Below are 17,160 nucleotides of genomic sequence, written 5' to 3'. Positions count from 1 at the left end.
CGTGCCGCGCCGTTAGCGTATATTCGTGCCCGTTTTATGTACCATGCGAATTGGCACGCCAGACGGCAACCCGTTTAATGCTGGGGCCTGTGCAGCAGATGTGCTTGTTTAGAACCGCGATCCTGGCCACTCAATGATAGCTGAGCGGATCGACGGCAGGGTCTCGACGGCAGCGGCGAATTTCTCAACCTCCGGGAGCCGACCGCCTTCCCAGAAACTCGCCGTGCCGACATCGTGCATCCGCAGCAGCTCGATTCCCCAGAACAGATCCGCCATCGTCTGCCGATTGGACAGCAACCAAGCTTGCTCGGTACGCGCGGCAAGCTTGGCTTCGAGAGCGTGAAGGGCGACCTCGGCTTTACGATATGCCGCACGCATCGCCGCGGGGGCGAACAGTTCGTCGGCGGCGGACAGCTCCTTTGCGCGCTTGGCCGTGTAGGCTCGCACCAGCGTATCGTCGCCGGCATTATCGGAGATCAGCCGATCGCACCAAGCGACCTTCCGGCGTGAAAAGGCGGCATGGGTATCCGTTCTGCTTTGCGCCTTGTCTTCGCCCTTGGGCTTGCGGCCCATCAGCATTTGATAGTTCGGAAGGTTGTCGACGACGGCAAGCTCGACATCGATCGCGTCGACGAGATCAGAAGGATAGAGGCGATCCGCCTCGGAACCTTGTGCGTCGAGCCAGAGACAAGTGCGCTTGGAGTCGACCATCACTTCACCGGAAGCTCGATCGACGATCGTCGGCACCACGGCTCCGTCGCAGCCGCTCGCCTCGGTCGAGGTGGTGCCGCCATGATGTTCCGCCAGTCCGCCTCCAAGCGAATTGCAGCCCCTCATCCGTAAGCGGACATAGTCCGGGAGGTACGTCTGGCCTTCGAACAAATTCATTTTGTGGCTGACATAGCCAAATTCATGATGCGCCAGCACGGCCCGTACCTTCTGCGAGCAGATCGAGTTGGCGGCGTGGAACAGCTCGTAGCGGGGTGTTTCGTGCAGCTTGCCTGGGACCACTTCACCATCTTGGCCGAGTGCCGTTACAGCTTTCGAGACTGCCTCCGTCAGCGATTCGCTCATCTCGGTTTCCCTTCTCGCGCCGTGCTGATGACAATACCAGCGCGATCCGCAGTTCCGATTTCGCCGATAGCGTCATCACGAGGCCGATCGGCAGCTCGGCAGAGCAGCGAAGGCATCGTAGATCAGTGCGGAACCCCACACAAGCAAACGCCATCGACCCGTAGAAAAATCACCGGATTGAAGCATGTCAAACTTGCGTCGTGCGCGACTTTCCGACGTTCGCGTGATAAACTGCAGATCCTATGCATTCCCTTTGCTATTAATCGATCGCGATCGGATTTGCAAGCATTTCATTCCCTCAGGCGGCTTGAGGCACTGGTCGATGATGAAGTCGCCACCTCTCAGCGCGTTCGACGGGTGCACTATTCAACGCATAAACGGCATATCTGGAGGAGCAGCATCGATCGGCCTCAAACCTCGTGAGAAGACGCGGAGGCGATGGCATATCTTCGCCTTACTGACACTTGAGCAAGCGGGCGAGATCGCTGTTCGTGATCACATGTACATCAACATTGAAGGCATCAGGCAACGCTCGTGAAAGGCAGCTGAACGGAAACTTCAGTAGACGACACTCTGCGGATGCTTTCGCCGCTATGCATCAGATCGAAGCCCTTGTTGATCTTGTCGAGCGTCAGGACGTGGGTGATCATCGGATCGATTTCAATTCGCCCGTTCATATACCGGTCGACGATTTTGGGCACGTCGGTCCGGCCCTTCGCCCCGCCGAACGCGGTGCCGCGCCAGTTGCGCCCGGTGACGAGCTGGAACGGGCGAGTCGAAATCTCCTTGCCGCTCTCGGCGACGCCGATGATGACGCTCGTCCCCCAACCGCGATGGCACGCCTCGAGCGCCTGCCGCATCACCGTCGTGTTGCCGGTGCAGTCGAAGGTATAGTCGGCCCCGCCGTCGGTCAGCGCCACGAGATGCCCGTCGACGTCGTCGTCGATCTCGTTCGGGTTGACGAAGTGGGTCATGCCGAAGCGACGCCCCCAGTCCTCCTTCGCTGGGTTGATGTCGACGCCGACGATCTGCCCCGCGCCCGACAACCGCCCGCCCTGGATGACATTGAGCCCGATGCCGCCGAGGCCGAAGACGATGACGGTATCGCCCGGCGCGACCTTGGCGGTGTTGACCACCGCCCCGACTCCGGTCGTGACGCCGCAGCCGATGTAGCATGCGGTCTTGAACGGCGCGTCGGTGCCGATCTTGGCCACCGCGATCTCGGGCAGGACGGTGAAATTCGAGAAGGTCGAGCAGCCCATGTAGTGAAATACCGGCTGGCCCTTGTAGCTGAACCGGCTGGTCCCGTCGGGCATCAGCCCCTTGCCCTGCGTCGCGCGGATCGCGGTGCACAGGTTGGTCTTGCCGCTGAGGCACGACTTACACTGGCGGCATTCGGGGGTGTAGAGCGGGATGACGTGGTCGCCGACCGCGACCGATGTCACGCCGGGCCCGACCTCGCGGACGATGCCCGCGCCTTCGTGACCGAGGACGCTCGGGAACAGCCCCTCCGAATCGAGGCCGTCAAGCGTGTAGGCATCGGTGTGGCAGATGCCCGTCGCCATGATCTCGACGAGCACTTCGCCGTGACGCGGACCGTCGAGGTCGAGCTCGACGATTTCGAGCGGCGTCTTTGCCGCAAACGCTACCGCTGCTCATGTCTTTATATAAAAAGTCTAGATCGAACTGTATATTTATAATAATTACTGATTCATAACACACATGAGCTTCTATATAACGGGCGGTGTCTTTCGATCGCCGTGAATGCGCTTGTATAAGCACCAAGAGTGATAAAATATAATCATAAAACTAACAGTAGGCTCGATTACACACACTCTATATTGTGTAAACTATACTATAGTTGTAGAAGTGTCGTACTCCTTTCAATCTAGAAGGATTTCGCGCCTCATCATACATACCGTATAAAAAGTCGTAATTGGTTTATTATTCAAACTAAGTGCCGATTCTTAACGCAAATTAACCGAAACTACATTTAGTCGCCTGCGAAACGCTTCGTGATCGCTGATACGAGGAGCCCGGTAAATAAGGTCTAGTGCAACGAATGTGGCGGAAGCGGCGTGCATACGCATTTTTCTCGCGACTCAGGCTGTGCTCATCTCGCTTGTCCCTGTGGCGCTATATCTGCGGAGAATGATATCTTTAAATTTCAGCCGGGTCGCGCTTTAAGAATGCTTTCTGAGGTAATGACATATATCTTATTTGGTAACCAATTCGATTTGTTGGAAAACAAATTTTAGAACAACGACACAAACTTTACATCGTTAATCTGCTCAGTAACCTTAGTGTTTTAAACTAACTGATTGCCATATTCAGAAGATCATTATATTGTTTCATCCAGTTTTGAATATCTCCGAATATTCCATTCTAGGTGAACGATCGAATATTCGAGATGGGTCGCCATGGCCAATGCAGCAGACTAGATTGATCCGCCATGAGCTTCCAGCGAAGAAGGCATCGTTGACGACGGCCGGATCAAAACCAGACATTGGACCGACATCAAGGCCTACGGCGCGCAGTGCGAGCATGAAGTAGGCAGCTTGAAGCGACCCGTTTCTAAACGCCGTTGGCTCGATCGATGCTGGATTGCCGGTGAAATACGCCTCCGCGTTCGGGTTGTGCGGGAATGTTCGGGGAAGGTGGGTATAAAATTCGGTATCGTAGGCGATCAGAGCGACGACCGGTGCCGTCATGGCCTTCTCGACGTTAGTCGGTGCTAAGGCCAGCCTGAGTCGTTCCTTCGCCTCGGGAGATCGTATGATAACTGCCCGCATCGGCTGGGTGTTCATCGAAGTTGGACCCCACTTTGCGATGTCATAGGCGGCTTCCAATTCGTCATCACCAACCGGGTCCGGTTTCCATCCATTCTGCGACCGCGCCGCCCTGAATAGTTTGGCGAGCAAGGCTTCTTCCGCAACGCTCATCGGCTCTTCCTCTCTGTATCCCAGGCCACTACGCCGCAATCTGCTGCGGCTTGAAGCCGTTCGGGTCGACCTCGTAGTTGTGCACGAAGTCGTGGGGGACTTTGGGCCCCCAGTTGGCGAGGCTGTCGGCCATCGCGTAGTTGGTCGGGGTCCAATGGTCGTGGTCTTCGATGTGGTCCATGTCCGAGTAGTATTCGAACCAGCTTCCCCAAGGGTCTTGGATGTAGTGGAAGAAGTTCGACCCGATCGTGTGGCGACCGAACCCCCAGTCGCCGCGCTTGGCCTTATCGACGAGGGCGCGGCCGCCGCGGCCGACCTCGTCGGGATCGGCGACCATGAAGCTGCCATGGTGGAAGCCGATGCCAGGAGACTTGGCGAAGGCGATAACGTGGTGATCGCTGTCCTTCCGCGCGCAGGTGAAGGCGATCACGTCCTGCGCGCGGTCGGCAAGGCCCATGCCAAGCCCGTCGGTCATGAACGCGACGCTTGCAAGGACGTCGGGTGTAAACACGAGAACGTGGCCGAGACGGAGCGGCTTCGCGGTCGAATAGCTCTTACTCGGCAGCATCGCCGAACGAGACTTGCGGACCAGGCGAGCTGGCGCGTTGACTTGAAACGCCGCGACCTCGGCGAGCGCAATGTCGGCGGCGTGTTCGGCGAGATGTATCAGCATACCATGCGGGTCGCTCACCCATAGCCCGGTAGCGCAGAACGCAGCCGGAGCGGCGACGACTGTGCCGCCGGCGCGGACGACGGCGTCGGTCATGCCAGAGAGACTGTCGACGCGGAGCGCGACATGATGGAGCCGCTTGGTGGGCGCACCGCCCAGGAGGACGATCGAGTCGCGGTCCTGCCCAGGGCAGCGGAGCCGCGCGGTCGTTCCCTCGACATCGGCGACGAGGCCAGCATCGGTGTAGAAGGCTACGCCGCTGGCGAGGTCGGGAATCTCAAGCGTGAACGACAGGACGCCGGTGACCGCCATGGCTCTACCCCTTCACCCGGTTTTCGATCGCGCCGATCCCGTCGATCTCGCAGCGCACGACGTCGCCCCGCTGGAGAAAGACTTGCGGGTCCAAGCCGACGCCGACGCCTTCGGGTGTGCCCGTCGCGATCAGGTCGCCGGGCTCAAGGGTGAAGGCGGTCGATAGATACTCGATCTGCTGCTCGATCCGATTGATCATCAGCCCCGTGTTGCTCGACTGGCGAAGCTCGCCGTTGACGAACGTGCGCAGGTCGAGCGCCTGCGGGTCGGACACCTCGTCGGCGGTGACGATCCACGGGCCGATCGGGCCGTGGGTGTCGAACGACTTGCCCATGGTGAAGGTCGGCGTGTGGAACTGCCAGTCGCGTGCCGAGACGTCGTTGGCGACGAAATAGCCGAAGACGTGGGACAACGCGTCGTCGGCTCTGACGCTCTTCGCAACGGTGCCGATGACCAGACCTAGCTCGCACTCGTAATCGAGCTTCTCGGTTACACCGGGATCGATCTCGTCATAGGGTCCCGCGATGCAAGTGGTCTGCTTGTTGAACCAAGTCTGGTGCTTCGACCGCGCAACCCCGAGCTTGTCCGCCTCCACGAGATGCTTGGCGTAGTTCATGCCGATGGCCAGATACTTGCCCGGCCGCTCGACCGGGGCGAGCAGGCGTGTGTCGCCGAGCGCAATCGTCGGCGTCGCCACGCCGCACGTCGATGCGATCAAGTCGAGCCCGTCAATCCCTGCTGCAATCACCGCAGACATTGTCGCGAACTGCGGGAGGCGATCCGTAACGTCGACGATCATGTCGCCCGTCACCATGCCGACATGTGCCGTGCCATCTGCAGTGAACCGAACGAGCCTCATTTAGATGTCTCCGCCCTACTGAACCGTACACGAGACGCTACTTTTTGCGCCATCAGCATTCGAGAGCGAAGCGGAGCTTCAGCCGGCTCCGTCTTTCGCCATTCACGCGCGTTTCTAAGATATTCGACCACCCGACGTGTCCGATCATCTCGCCGACCCTATCGATTGCTCCGCGAACCACGTCCCAGATGGCATTGTCGAACGCTCGAACAACGCCAAAGCTATCGCAGATTTCATCCGGCAAAACGACCTTCACGCGACTTTTCGATTTAGAACCCAGTGACGTATCCGATCATGGAAGCGACCTCGTCGCGAGGTCTCGACATCAACTGCCGACCCTTAACAGGCAAGCCTGAGGGTACGGTCGCGCGAGCTCGCGCGGTCAAAGTACGTACCCGGTTTGATCGGGATTGCCGATGTGCCGGCCCCACAGTAAGATTTCCGAGCGCTCGAAGAGACCTGCCATCGTGAAAGAAACCTCTTCGTGAAAACGCTCCGTATCCCCCGAGCGACGCCGCCTCGACGACCATGAAGCTGCCAATCGGACCGCGCTGACCATCGGCGGCGTGGGCGGACCGCCTTGCACGACCTCTGCACAGTTTTAGGGAGCCGCTACGTGGAGCCCTACGTATCGGCGGTGGCGATCTGAATGCCGCGCGCGCATTCCGTTGCCGTCGTGCTTGTCGAAGCAGATCCTCAGATACAGCATTGGTTCGTCTTGGTTCGGGCAGATGGGCGACGATGTAGCACGAAGTGGACGGCCACCGCTCAGCGCTGCCGTCGATCTCATCGCGGTCGTCTCCGGCAACCTGCACTAGCCACCATCCGACGTGATAAGCGCCCCATTCACGAATCTCTCGATCTTCAACGGTTGAGCAGCGATGTTGTCCGTCGATGCGCCTGCACAGAAGCGGATCGCAAGGGGCCGCGCCGCCGACGGTGGCTTGCAGATCGCAAGTGACGCGAGGCGATGCACCGTCGCGAAGCGACGACGGCACTGCTTCGATCAACCGCGCTACGCACTCGAACACCTCTCCTACTCCCATGATACCAACGCGCCTACACGACGGAGTGCGATCCACGTGGTGCGAGCTACCGCAGTTTGAAGCGACCCGTAGCGAACCCGATCTCCACCGTGATAGTGCCTTCGTTGACGAACCACGGACGCACCGTAAAGATCCGCGCGCCGCTCACGTGCATCGGATCGCGTGCGGCGATCTCTTTGGCTTGTTCGATGGAATCTGCACGATAGACAACAGTGCCGTCGCCTTCCCAATCCTGCATGTCGTCCGTCCAGTTCGGGCCCGCAGCGAACATGGTACCGTTCTTCTCCAGCTCTTCCTGATAAGCAAGGTGCACGGCAAGGTGCTCCATGACCGAGGCGATCCCGTTCGCCGGGCGTGTCGAGATGATGAAGAGCTGTTTAGCGAGATAGCCGCGGGTCTGGCACTCTTCGATTATGTCTTTCGCGGGCACGGACGAATTCGGCATCTTTCGCTCCTGAATGAAAACGGGGCCTTAGATCCGTACGACGATCTTAGGGCTAAGCGATCGCGAGCAGCAGAGTGCTATCTGCGCGTTCGTGCTCTTTTCTTCGTCGGACTGCACCAGATCGCGATGATCCGGAACACCCTCGAGAACATCACAGAGGCAAGTGCCGCAAATGCCCTGCTCGCAGGAGACCGGCACATCGACACCCGCTGCAAGCAGGACTTCGGCAATCGTCTTGTCGCTAGGAATTATGAAGCTGCGCTGGCTGCTCGAAGCCACGAACTCGAAGCTGCCGCCACTCTTGTCGACATCCGCGTCGAAACGTTCCGAATGGATCTGCGAAGCCGGCCAGCCTCGCATACGAGCCTCGTTCGTGATGAAGTCAATAAATCCGGCGGGACCGCATACGTAGACGTGTCGCCCGTCGGGTTCAGCCCCGAGCGCGATCGACATGTCCAACAGCTGCCCAGCCGGACCGTCGTTGAAATGGAAGTGGACGTGATCGGAGAACGCTCCTTCGGTCAACTCCTGAAAGAACGCGGCACGTGAACGCTCTCGGACGGAGTAATGCAGATCGAAGGCCGCTCCGCGCTCGGCTAAGGTATAGGCCATCGCCAACAGCGGAGTGATGCCGATGCCGCCGCCGAAGAGCAGCGACCCTTTTGCCGCCGAGACGAGCGGGAAGTGGTTCCTAGGCATGCCGATTTCGACAACGGCCCCTTCGATCAGCTCGGCATGGGCCGCTATCGATCCGCCTCTGGAATTCGGATCCAGAAGTATTCCGAGGCGATACCGGCCCTTTATGCCGGGATCATTGCAGAGGGAATATTGCCTGATGGGCCCGCCGCCGATCCGCAGGTCGACGTGCGCGCCAGCGTCGAAGTCCGGCAGCGGATTGTCGCCCATTGCCTCGAGTTCAATAGCGATGATGTCTTTCGCTATGGCCGTACGAGTGCGAACTCGCACTCGCCGCCAACTATCCGTCGGTCGGTCAGTTTCGGCCACGGCACCCAGCCGCGATATGCTCTCTGACATTCTACTCCCAGCCTTCTTCCCCGCCACTGCCACTCACCGGTAGCAGCCCTTCGGGTCTGATCCAGTTTGTCAGCGGCCGACCTTCCGCGAAGGCGGTGAGCTCCTGAGTGTAGATACGGCGAACGGCGACGATGCCCACGTCCGAAGCGCCAAGATGCTCGATACCCTTGCGACGATCCGCAATCACGCCCTGTCCGACCTGAACGACTTCATCCTGGGCCAGAGGCACATGGTGGCACATTGCCGCGATCTGATCATAATGAAGCTCACCAGTCATCACCCGCTGCGCGACCTCGTGCGCCTCGGCCTCTGCCGCCGCGAAGTCGCGCCAGCGCGCGCGCATCGCTTCGGTCGGCTCACCATCCATGTAGACAGCTATGCAATGGACCTGAAGATGGATGTTGTCGTCCACCGGGACCCGCCAGTCCAAGAACATTTGCCAGGGCGCATGATGCTCGCTCTCCGCTTCGCCCTGCTTCCGGATGTTGTCAGGATGCACGGCGAACATGCCGACGTTGGGCATTCCGAAGAGTACCTGGCGGCGACGACCGTCGGGCGTGATCGCCACGTTGCGGAAGCCCCAAGAGGTCACCTCGTTGGTGATCTTCGGAACGGCATCGAGCTGCAGGTTCTTCAGGGCTGAACCCTGATGCGTGAACCACACATGGCCCTCGTCGACGAAGTTCTCGAGATTCTGGAACCAGTTGCAGGGTCGCGTGTCGATCTGTGGCGACACCATCTTCGCACGCTCCCATTCGGGATACCTTGGAAACTCGGGCGGCTCGCCTTCGCCGAGGAATACGAAGACCATGCCGAGATACTCCTCGGTCGGATAGCCGCCGATCTTAATGTTCTTCTTGTAGCCCTCGGCCTCCAGGGGCTGGTCGACGCATTGTCCGTTCGGACCATAAGCCCAGCCATGGTACGGGCACCGGATAGAGTCGCCCTCAACCCATCCGGTGCTCAGCATGACGCCTCGATGGGCGCACCGGTTGTCGACACAGTGAACCTTGCCTTCCTGACTGCGATATACCGCGAGCTTCTGGCTCATAATCAAAAGCGGGATCGACCTGCCGCTTTCAACCTTACGCGCCTCGACTACCGGCTGCCAGAACTGGCGCAGGTATCTGCCTGCCAACGTTCCCGGCCCCGTCCGGACAAAATCCACGACTCCTTCATCGGCCAAAGGTGCCTGAGGGAGATCCGAACGACCTTTAACCATGTTCATTGCAGTTGCCACTTGGCTCACTCCTTGAGAGCAGAAATTGCTTCGTTCGCGAGACGTTGCCCGATTTGAGGGCTGCAGCCTGCGACGCCGACCGCGGCCGTGATAGAGCCCGCCTCTCGTAGGGGTGCCGCTCCGGGCATCGCAAGGAGCCGGAAAGGCACCGTCGACAGAAGACGGGCGAGCTGGCCTTCCTGCGGGAACGTCTCGACGATCTCATCCGACGGCATCTGGAAGTTCACGGCTGCGGCGGCGGTCTGCACGGCGACGTCGACAGCCATAGGTGGGCACCCGGACATTCGATCGATCCGGATCGGATCTCCGAAGCGGTCCACGACCGCGACGGCGATCGGCAGGCCTTGCGCATGCGCGTGTTCAAGAACGATGTCGGACAGCCTCGTCGCTTTATCAAGGACCGGTTGCGAACCCGCCGGTGGCACCTCGTCCAGTCCGCTTCCCCGGCTTCCTGCGATTGGCGCTTCGCCGTAAGATTCGATCCATCGCGTCAAGTCGTCGCCGTGTTGCGGACTGTAGCTTCCGCCGACTGCATAGCTGATGACGATGTCTTCCAAGTTGCCCGGCACACCATCGATCAGAAACGACGTGGGGTCTACCGACGGCAATTTGTTGAACGGCCCAATCCCAAGCCCGGTGGCGATCGCCCCGGTCACCACACCATTTCTGCGGAGCGGTACGCCCCCGGCTCCTGGGAACGGGTTATCACGCAGGACACGCTGGTAGGTGGAGAAGATCCCGGCATGGAATTTGGCCATCCTCGAGGCGAACTGCGCACTAGGCTCGCCATTGACGGCCGTGGCGAATGCCTTCGCACGTACGAGCGGTAGTGCTCCGGCGGGTGCACCGTCCATCCTGACGGCACACACCGGCGTTCCAGAAGTATCTACTACGATAAATGCTCCGGCCTGTCTGAAAGCGGCTGCCTTGCCCATCGCCCTTCCTAGCGACTCTCTCGCATCCGACAGTACCGCGTCGCTCAGCCAGTTCATCACGCCAATCTCCCTTCAGCAGCGGCCAACGTGAAGCATAAGGCTTGCCATCTCGATACCGGTTCTTTTTAGATCGCGATCGACCGTAGGGCAAGGGTTGTTTCGGATCGCTGCGGGCGGCAAGATCACGCAGGACCGGCAAGGTCGCGAAGGAAAACTGATGGAGATTGGTCTTAGGGAGCGACGCAAGGCCGAGAAGGTCGCGGCCATCACCAAGGCTGCTCGCGAGCTCTTCATGACGCATGGTTTCCACGAGACGCCCATGCGCGAGGTCGCGAGGCTAGCCGATGTCGGTTTCGGCACGGTCTCGGCTTACGCCACGGACAAGGCTGGACTGGCTGCGATGCTCTTCGTGGAGGATCTCGAACGCCTGGAGCCACTTTTCACAACGGTAGACCCGGACGCGTCCATGCTGGATCAAGTGATGGCGTATTTCTCAACCACCTTCCGATTCTGGGCCAGTAAACCGGAACTCAGCCGCATCGTCCTTCCCAAGCTCGGCAATACGATCAATCCGTATGTGGCAACCATCTTGAAACGCAGATCTATGCTGCGCGCCTCGATGATCTCCTGGCTTTTCCAGGCGAAGCAGGCGCGGAGGGTTTCGGCTGATTGCAACATCGAGCAAGCCGCCGAATTGCTGTTCGCCTTGTACATCGGTTCCGTGAACGAGTGGTTGAGTTCCGGCCTCGACGACGTTCAGAGCGGAATCGATCGTCTGCGCTATCTCATCGAGATTCCTGTGAACGCCTTCGAACGTACACGTTAGTGGTGATCGTTAGAGATTGCCGGGCAGCGACGGCCGATCGGCTTGCGTTGTAGCGCGCAACAGGTCGCGGCTTATGACTTCATGCCGGTCGCCTTGACTTGCTGGACCGCAAGCGTCGCCCGAGAGATAGTCACGGGTCGGTTCTCATCGTCCTTTATGCGGATGGTCCAGACCTGCGTGCTGCGGCCAAGCCGCTCCGGCGTCGCCACCGCATGCACGATGCCCGTCCGCCCCGAACTCAAATGATTGGCGTTGATCTCCATGCCGACCACGTAGTGAAGGGCAGGATCAAGCGAAAGCGTTCCTGCAACGGAGCTGACCGTCTCCGCCAGTGCGACGCTCGCACCGCCGTGCAGCAGTCCGAACGGTTGCCGCGTGCGCGAATCGATCGGCATGCTCGCGGCCAGCCAGTCCTCTCCCCAGCCGGTGAACTCGATGCCCAGGTGAGAGGCCATCGTCCCGTCGCTGAGTTGATTGATCGCCGCCAAATCGATCGTGCGGAACCAGATCATCCCCGCTTGCCTTCTTACCTCGATCACGAGATCAGCCGAAGCCGAACAGGCCGGCGGCGCCCATACCGCCCCCTATGCACATCGTCACAACTGCAAAACGCGCCCCACGTTTCGCGCCCTCGATTAGGGCATGCCCGGTCATCCGCGCGCCCGACATGCCATAAGGGTGACCGATCGCAATCGCGCCGCCGTTGACGTTGACACGTTCCGGATCGATGCCCAACCTATCGCGGCAGTAGATCGTCTGCGAGGCGAACGCCTCGTTGAGTTCCCAGAGATCGACATCGGCGACGCGCAGGCCATGCCGCGCGAGGAGCCGCGGTACAGCCAATACGGGACCTATTCCCATCTCGTCCGGCTGGCATCCGGCGACCGCGAACCCGCGAAAGCTGCCGAGCGGGTCGAGACCGAGATCCTTTGCCAGGCCGAGCTCCATCACCACGCAGGCACTAGCTCCGTCGGACAACTGGCTGGCGTTACCCGCCGTAATGCTGCCTCCGGGACCGGTAACCACCTTGAGCGCGGAGAGCCCCTCGGCGGTGGTGTCGGGGCGATTGCTTTCGTCCCTCAGCAACGCGACCAACTCGTGACGACCATCGGGAGAATCGGTCTGCGGAAGCTCTTTTCTAGAGGTGAACGGTACTATCTCTTCGTCGAACCGACCTGAGGCCTGCGCCGCCGCGGTGCGTTGCTGGCTCGCGAGCGCATAGGCGTCTTGCGCGTCCCGGCTTATGCCGTACCGGTCAGCAACGTTCTGAGCGGTTTCGAGCATCGTCATGTAGATGTCCGGCTGGCGCTCCAGCAGCAACGGCGAGCGGTTCCGCCATGTATTCGTATGGGCGTTCTGCACGAGCGAGATGCACTCAAGCCCACCGGCCACGAAGCAGTCGCCCTCACCCGACAGCACCCGCTGCGCCGCGATGGCGATTGCCTGCAGGCCGGAGGAGCACATTCGGCTTACCGTCAGGCCCGGCACGGTCACCGGCATCCCTGCGGCGAGCGCGATCTGTCGGGCGATGTTCGCGCCGGTCGCCCCCTCGGGTCGCCCGCAGCCCATAATGACGTCTTCCACCTCGGAACCGTCGAGACCGGCGCGGATCAACGCGTGGAGCACGGCGTGGCCACCCAGTTCGGCACCATGGGTGTCGTTAAAGGCGCCCCTGTAGGCGCGCCCGATCGGGGTGCGTGCCGTGGAGACGATGACGGCTTCGCGCATGTCGGACCCTTATAGCCCGAGCACGCGCTCGGCCGTGCCGTGAAAGAACTTCTCGAGGAACTCGTCCTTGAAGCCGAGTTCGTTCCATTCACGGAGTAGCCGGGGATAGGGAATGCTGGGATAGTCGCTCCCGAACAACATCTTGTCCTGTAGGCGACCGCGCATGTCCCGGATGATCTGCGCCGGCAGGTATCTCGGCCCCCAGCCCGACATCTCCCAGTAGACGTTCGCCTTGTGCAATGCGACCACGGTGGTCTCGTCGATCCACGGATAACCCGGATGCGCCATAATGATGGTGAGATCCGGGAAGTCCGCGGCCAACTCGTCGATCGCGGCCGGATGCGCATGGCGTGTCTTCGCGCCCATGCCACCCGGCATTCCGGCACCCATGCCCGTCATACCAACGTCGATCATGACCGGCACCTTCAGAGCGGTTATCTCCTCGAATAAAGGATAGTATCGCCTGTCGTCGACGCTGAAATGCTGCATGATTGGGTGAAAGTGGAAACCGATCATGCCAAGATCGCTCACCGCGTGGCGCGCCTCACGGATGGCGAGTTCGCCCATCGCCGGTTCCACCGCGCCCCATGCGCCGATTATCACGTTCCTGTTGCGGTCGCGCATGCCGGCGACATAGTCGTTGGAGCATGGCGGCGTGGCGATGGTCGTGGAGAGGTCCAGCGCCACCAAACACGCCTCGATGCCGTTCTCCTTGAATTCGGCCGCGACCGCCTCCTCCTCCTTCCACGTCCATTCCCGCTTCCAGTATCGTGCGAGCGCGTCGACGTACGGACCCTGGCACTCGATCCAGGGTTTGGTGTTGGGATAGCAGTGAAGGTCGATGATGCGCATCTCGGGTCTTCCTATTGGCCGGTCCAGCGGGGCGGACGCTTTTCGGCGAAGGCCAGTGGTCCCTCGATCGCGTCGCGGCTTGATCGGCGGATGTCCTCGGCCTCATAGCGGGCGGCCATCGCGGTATGAAGCGGCATGCCCAGTCCTCCCGCTGCGGCCTGGCGGATGGCACGAATCGCAAGCGGCGCGCAGGCGATTATTTCCGCAGCCCACTCGGCCACTGCAGCGTCGAGCCGATCGGCCGGCACGACTTCGTTGACCAATCCCAAATCGAAGGCACGCCCCGCGTCGATGCCACGGCCGGTCAGCAGGCAGCCCATTGCGATCTTGAGAGGCATCTGTCGCGGCAGGCGGTGAACGCCGCCTGCCGAAGGTATGAGCCCGCGTTTCGGTTCGGGCATCGCGAAACTCGCACCGCTGGCTGCGACGATGATGTCGCAGGCCAACGCCAGCTCGAACCCGCCGCCCAGTGCCAGACCCTGGACGCGCGCGATAAGCGGCTTGGGATAGTCGAAGCGATCGGTAAGTCGCGTGATCTGGCGCCAGCGAGCGGCGACGGTATCCGCATCCTCGCCGCCACCGGCTAGTTCCTTGAGGTCGCGCCCGGCGGAGAACGCGCGCTCGCCCGCACCGGTAAGCACGACCACTCGAACGACCTCGTCAGCAGCCAACGCGTCGAGCGCCTGGCTAAGCGCTAGATGGGCATGGCTGTCCATCGCGTTCATACGCTCCGGACGATTTATGGTAAGAGTGCCGACGCCATCGGCCACTTCGCAGAGGATGGGTTCAGACATGTCAGCGGGTTTCGATACGGGCCTGCAGACGCCGGACTAGATCGACGAACGCAGGCTGTTGCAGCGAATGCAGCTGCCGTTCGGTCTCGTGAACGAAGGTGGAGACGTGGTCGGAAACCACCGCAAGCCTAAGCGACGCCTTCGTCTCCAAGATCAAATCCCGGGGTAGGGCGTCCGCGCGACCTGTCAGCTCCAGCGCTGTGGTAAGCAGGCCGCCCGCCGGCGCGACCTGCTGGACGAGGCCGATACGATGCGCCTCGTCGGCGCCGATCGAGCGGGCGAACAAGAGAAGCCTTGTCGCCTCGGCCCAACCGACCGCCCGCAGCAGCATCCAGCCATGGCCGCCGCCAGGATGCAATCCGATCTTCAGGAAGCGTGTGTCGAAAAGCGCGTCTTCGTCCGCAACACGTATGTCGCAGGCTAGCGCCAAGTTCATTCCCGCGCCGATCGCGGCACCGTTGACAGCGGCGACGGTCGGCAGCGGGCTGTCCGCAACGTTGATAAATGCCTGATAGACTGCATGAAGCGCCTCCGTATGGCCGTCCGCTGCCGCCTGCAGATCGGCCAAATCGGCTCCTCCACAGAACGCGGGGGAGGCGCCGGTTATTATGATCGCCCTGGCCTCCGTATCGGCGTTCGCTGCCGCCACCGCCTTGCTCAGCTCGCGGCACAGCTCGGGCGAGAGGATATTGCGCCTTCCAGGGTCCTGGAGCGTGAGCACGATCGAAGAACCGATACGGCGGCTTTCCACCAGGCTCATACCGGCTGGCCCATACGCTCGATGACGATCGCAACCAGATCCTTCTTGGAAACCTTGCCAAAGTTACTGAGCGGTAAGCTCTCGAACCGCTCTATGCGCTCAGGATATTTATACTTGGCGAGCTCGAACGGATCGAGAAAGGCGACGAGATGAGAAAGGTCTAATGTTTGACCTTGCCGCAGCACCACGCAGGCGCAATTCTTCTCGCCTAGCACCGGGTCAGGCATAGGTACGCATGCCACATTCTCGACCGCCGGGTGGCGTAGGATTAATTCTTCGATCTCCTCTGCACTGATCTTCTCCGCACCGCGGTTGATGAGATCCTTCTTGCGGCCTTCGACCATGTAGTTGCCGGACGGATGCTGCCGCAACAGATCGCCCGACCGGTAGAAGCCGTCCGTCGTGAAGGCACGGGCGTTGTGTTCGGGTGCCTTGTAGTAGCCGCGAAGCGTGTAGGGACCGCGGCAGCAGAGCTCGCCCACTTCGCCGAATGGTACCGGCTGATCGTCTTCGTCGAGGAGCAGTATCTCGTCGTCAGTACAGATCTTGCGGCCCACCGTCTCCATGCGGACGTCTGGGGGATCGTCCAGCCGTACGAACATCAGCAATCCCTCCGCCATGCCGAAGTTCTCCTGGACGATCACGTTCCGGAAGACGCTCGCCGTGCGGCGGCGGACCTCCGGCTGGAGCCGCTGACCTCCGCTCTGGATCACCCGCACCGAAGTCAGATCGTGTTGCTCGGCAAGCTTGCTCTCCGTCCACCGGATGAGAAGCGCAGGAACGGCATGGATGTGGGTCACTTCGTGTCGCTCGATCAGCGGAAAGACGTCCTCGGGGCCAGCAGCGGTATGCAGCACGGTGGCGGCTCCTGCCATGAGGAATCCTTGCAGACCTGGACAGGCGAGCGGCAGATTGTGGCCAATCGGCAACACGTCCAGCAGGACGCTGCCTTGGTCGATTCCGCATACGGAGGACGCCATCCTGCTGTTGTAGGCATAATCGTTGTGAGTACGCGGGATCAACTTGGGGATGCCGGTAGTCCCACCCGATAGCAGGAACAGCGCAGGATCGACTGGATCGATGACGATGCGATCGAGGTCGGTCTCGGGCCTTTTTGCCGGCCGATCGATCAGATCGGCGAGCGAGACGAAGCCCTCCGGGGCGCGGCCCATTACGATGCCGTACTTCAGTGACGGCGCACCATGTCGGATGCGCTTCACCATTTCGGTAAAGCTGAATTCGCGGTGTGCATCCGGTGTTATCGTTGCCACCGCGTCCGACGTCGCCACGAAGAAGCTGATCTCTCGGAAGCGATGTGGCGGCAAAGCCAAAACCGGTATCGCGCCGATCTTCTGCAAAGCCAGATGCAGATAGCCGAACTCGATCGCGTTCGGCATCTGCACCACCAGGCGGTCGCGCGGTTTGATGCCGAGATCAAGGAGGTTGAGCGCCAGGTTGGTCGAACGCAAATCGAGCTCGCGGAACGTCACCGTCCGGTCGACATCGATTAGTGCCGTCCGATCGGCGAAGCGTCCGCAGCTGTCTCGAAATACGGTTCGCAGCGGCTCGTCGCGCCAGTAGCCCTTGGCACGATAGCGTTCGGCGAACTCGTCGGGGAAGGGGATCACACCGTCCATCAAGC

Annotated in this window: 17 protein-coding genes; 1 reads left to right on the top strand and 16 read right to left on the bottom strand. The window is 60.7% G+C overall.

Going from position 1 to position 17,160, the window contains the following annotated elements:
* Nucleotides 1-108 precede the first annotated feature (108 nt).
* The 10 genes from KTC28_RS01805 to KTC28_RS01760 form a co-directional block, all read right to left on the bottom strand.
* Nucleotides 109-1,074: a glutathione S-transferase family protein gene (locus KTC28_RS01805; protein ID WP_216710212.1), complete on the bottom strand. Its 966-nt coding sequence runs from the start codon at nt 1,072-1,074 to the stop codon at nt 109-111.
* Between the two features lie 521 nt (nt 1,075-1,595).
* Complete coding sequence (locus KTC28_RS01800; protein ID WP_255602391.1) at nt 1,596-2,693, bottom strand: S-(hydroxymethyl)glutathione dehydrogenase/class III alcohol dehydrogenase; 1,098 nt, start codon at nt 2,691-2,693, stop codon at nt 1,596-1,598.
* Between the two features lie 732 nt (nt 2,694-3,425).
* On the bottom strand, nt 3,426-4,016 hold the full coding sequence (locus KTC28_RS01795; RefSeq protein ID WP_216710211.1) for a malonic semialdehyde reductase: 591 nt from the start codon (nt 4,014-4,016) through the stop codon (nt 3,426-3,428).
* Between the two features lie 28 nt (nt 4,017-4,044).
* Nucleotides 4,045-4,998: a VOC family protein gene (locus KTC28_RS01790; RefSeq protein ID WP_216710210.1), complete on the bottom strand. Its 954-nt coding sequence runs from the start codon at nt 4,996-4,998 to the stop codon at nt 4,045-4,047.
* A gap of 4 nt (nt 4,999-5,002) precedes the next feature.
* Nucleotides 5,003-5,857 carry a fumarylacetoacetate hydrolase family protein gene (locus tag KTC28_RS01785; RefSeq protein ID WP_216710209.1) on the bottom strand — a complete coding sequence of 285 codons (855 nt, stop codon included), beginning with the start codon at nt 5,855-5,857 and terminating at the stop codon, nt 5,003-5,005.
* Nucleotides 5,858-5,909: 52 nt separating this feature from the next.
* Nucleotides 5,910-6,113, bottom strand: a complete 204-nt coding sequence (locus KTC28_RS01780) for a hypothetical protein (protein ID WP_216710208.1) — start codon at nt 6,111-6,113, stop codon at nt 5,910-5,912.
* Between the two features lie 836 nt (nt 6,114-6,949).
* Nucleotides 6,950-7,348 (bottom strand): YciI family protein, encoded by a 399-nt coding sequence (locus KTC28_RS01775; RefSeq protein ID WP_216710207.1) that lies wholly within the window; start codon nt 7,346-7,348, stop codon nt 6,950-6,952.
* 27 nt (nt 7,349-7,375) lie between these two features.
* Nucleotides 7,376-8,254: a PDR/VanB family oxidoreductase gene (locus tag KTC28_RS01770; protein ID WP_216710206.1), complete on the bottom strand. Its 879-nt coding sequence runs from the start codon at nt 8,252-8,254 to the stop codon at nt 7,376-7,378.
* A 130-nt stretch (nt 8,255-8,384) separates the two neighbouring features.
* Nucleotides 8,385-9,611 carry a Rieske 2Fe-2S domain-containing protein gene (locus KTC28_RS01765; RefSeq protein ID WP_216710205.1) on the bottom strand — a complete coding sequence of 409 codons (1,227 nt, stop codon included), beginning with the start codon at nt 9,609-9,611 and terminating at the stop codon, nt 8,385-8,387.
* 17 nt (nt 9,612-9,628) lie between these two features.
* Complete coding sequence (locus tag KTC28_RS01760) at nt 9,629-10,615, bottom strand: heme-binding protein (protein WP_216710204.1); 987 nt, start codon at nt 10,613-10,615, stop codon at nt 9,629-9,631.
* A 97-nt stretch (nt 10,616-10,712) separates the two neighbouring features.
* Between KTC28_RS01760 and KTC28_RS01755 the strand changes: the two genes are divergently transcribed.
* Complete coding sequence (locus tag KTC28_RS01755) at nt 10,713-11,384, top strand: TetR/AcrR family transcriptional regulator (RefSeq protein ID WP_216710203.1); 672 nt, start codon at nt 10,713-10,715, stop codon at nt 11,382-11,384.
* Between the two features lie 71 nt (nt 11,385-11,455).
* On the opposite strand, the gene KTC28_RS01750 is transcribed toward KTC28_RS01755, so the two are convergent.
* The 6 genes from KTC28_RS01750 to KTC28_RS01725 all read right to left on the bottom strand — a co-directional run bounded on the left by KTC28_RS01750 (nt 11,456) and on the right by KTC28_RS01725 (nt 17,155).
* Nucleotides 11,456-11,896 (bottom strand): hotdog fold thioesterase, encoded by a 441-nt coding sequence (locus KTC28_RS01750; RefSeq protein WP_216710202.1) that lies wholly within the window; start codon nt 11,894-11,896, stop codon nt 11,456-11,458.
* A 31-nt stretch (nt 11,897-11,927) separates the two neighbouring features.
* On the bottom strand, nt 11,928-13,112 hold the full coding sequence (locus KTC28_RS01745) for an acetyl-CoA C-acyltransferase (protein WP_216710201.1): 1,185 nt from the start codon (nt 13,110-13,112) through the stop codon (nt 11,928-11,930).
* Between the two features lie 9 nt (nt 13,113-13,121).
* A complete protein-coding gene (locus tag KTC28_RS01740; RefSeq protein WP_216710200.1) occupies nt 13,122-13,964 on the bottom strand; it encodes an amidohydrolase family protein in 843 nt (280 codons plus the stop codon).
* Between the two features lie 11 nt (nt 13,965-13,975).
* Nucleotides 13,976-14,680 carry an enoyl-CoA hydratase-related protein gene (locus KTC28_RS01735; RefSeq protein ID WP_255602179.1) on the bottom strand — a complete coding sequence of 235 codons (705 nt, stop codon included), beginning with the start codon at nt 14,678-14,680 and terminating at the stop codon, nt 13,976-13,978.
* Between the two features lie 79 nt (nt 14,681-14,759).
* Nucleotides 14,760-15,518 carry an enoyl-CoA hydratase-related protein gene (locus KTC28_RS01730; RefSeq protein WP_216710198.1) on the bottom strand — a complete coding sequence of 253 codons (759 nt, stop codon included), beginning with the start codon at nt 15,516-15,518 and terminating at the stop codon, nt 14,760-14,762.
* Nucleotides 15,515-17,155 carry a (2,3-dihydroxybenzoyl)adenylate synthase gene (locus KTC28_RS01725; protein ID WP_216710197.1) on the bottom strand — a complete coding sequence of 547 codons (1,641 nt, stop codon included), beginning with the start codon at nt 17,153-17,155 and terminating at the stop codon, nt 15,515-15,517. Before KTC28_RS01725 ends, KTC28_RS01730 begins: the two co-directional genes overlap by 4 nt.
* Nucleotides 17,156-17,160 lie beyond the last annotated feature (5 nt).

It is taken from the genome of Polymorphobacter megasporae (assembly GCF_018982885.2).
In the GTDB taxonomy this organism is placed as follows: domain Bacteria; phylum Pseudomonadota; class Alphaproteobacteria; order Sphingomonadales; family Sphingomonadaceae; genus Polymorphobacter_B; species Polymorphobacter_B megasporae.
The sequence above is the reverse complement of the archived record's forward strand: the minus strand, read 5'-3'. Positions and strand labels throughout refer to the sequence as shown.

Coding starts and splice junctions, on each gene's coding strand:
- KTC28_RS01805 (WP_216710212.1), bottom strand. CDS start 1,074: ATGAGCGAATCGCTGACGGAGGCAGTCTCGAAAGCTGTAACGGCACTC.
- KTC28_RS01795 (WP_216710211.1), bottom strand. CDS start 4,016: ATGAGCGTTGCGGAAGAAGCCTTGCTCGCCAAACTATTCAGGGCGGCG.
- KTC28_RS01790 (WP_216710210.1), bottom strand. CDS start 4,998: ATGGCGGTCACCGGCGTCCTGTCGTTCACGCTTGAGATTCCCGACCTC.
- KTC28_RS01785 (WP_216710209.1), bottom strand. CDS start 5,857: ATGAGGCTCGTTCGGTTCACTGCAGATGGCACGGCACATGTCGGCATG.
- KTC28_RS01775 (WP_216710207.1), bottom strand. CDS start 7,348: ATGCCGAATTCGTCCGTGCCCGCGAAAGACATAATCGAAGAGTGCCAG.
- KTC28_RS01770 (WP_216710206.1), bottom strand. CDS start 8,254: ATGGGCGACAATCCGCTGCCGGACTTCGACGCTGGCGCGCACGTCGAC.
- KTC28_RS01765 (WP_216710205.1), bottom strand. CDS start 9,611: ATGAACATGGTTAAAGGTCGTTCGGATCTCCCTCAGGCACCTTTGGCC.
- KTC28_RS01760 (WP_216710204.1), bottom strand. CDS start 10,615: ATGAACTGGCTGAGCGACGCGGTACTGTCGGATGCGAGAGAGTCGCTA.
- KTC28_RS01750 (WP_216710202.1), bottom strand. CDS start 11,896: ATGATCTGGTTCCGCACGATCGATTTGGCGGCGATCAATCAACTCAGC.
- KTC28_RS01745 (WP_216710201.1), bottom strand. CDS start 13,112: ATGCGCGAAGCCGTCATCGTCTCCACGGCACGCACCCCGATCGGGCGC.
- KTC28_RS01740 (WP_216710200.1), bottom strand. CDS start 13,964: ATGCGCATCATCGACCTTCACTGCTATCCCAACACCAAACCCTGGATC.
- KTC28_RS01735 (WP_255602179.1), bottom strand. CDS start 14,680: ATGGACAGCCATGCCCATCTAGCGCTTAGCCAGGCGCTCGACGCGTTG.
- KTC28_RS01730 (WP_216710198.1), bottom strand. CDS start 15,518: ATGAGCCTGGTGGAAAGCCGCCGTATCGGTTCTTCGATCGTGCTCACG.
- KTC28_RS01725 (WP_216710197.1), bottom strand. CDS start 17,155: ATGGACGGTGTGATCCCCTTCCCCGACGAGTTCGCCGAACGCTATCGT.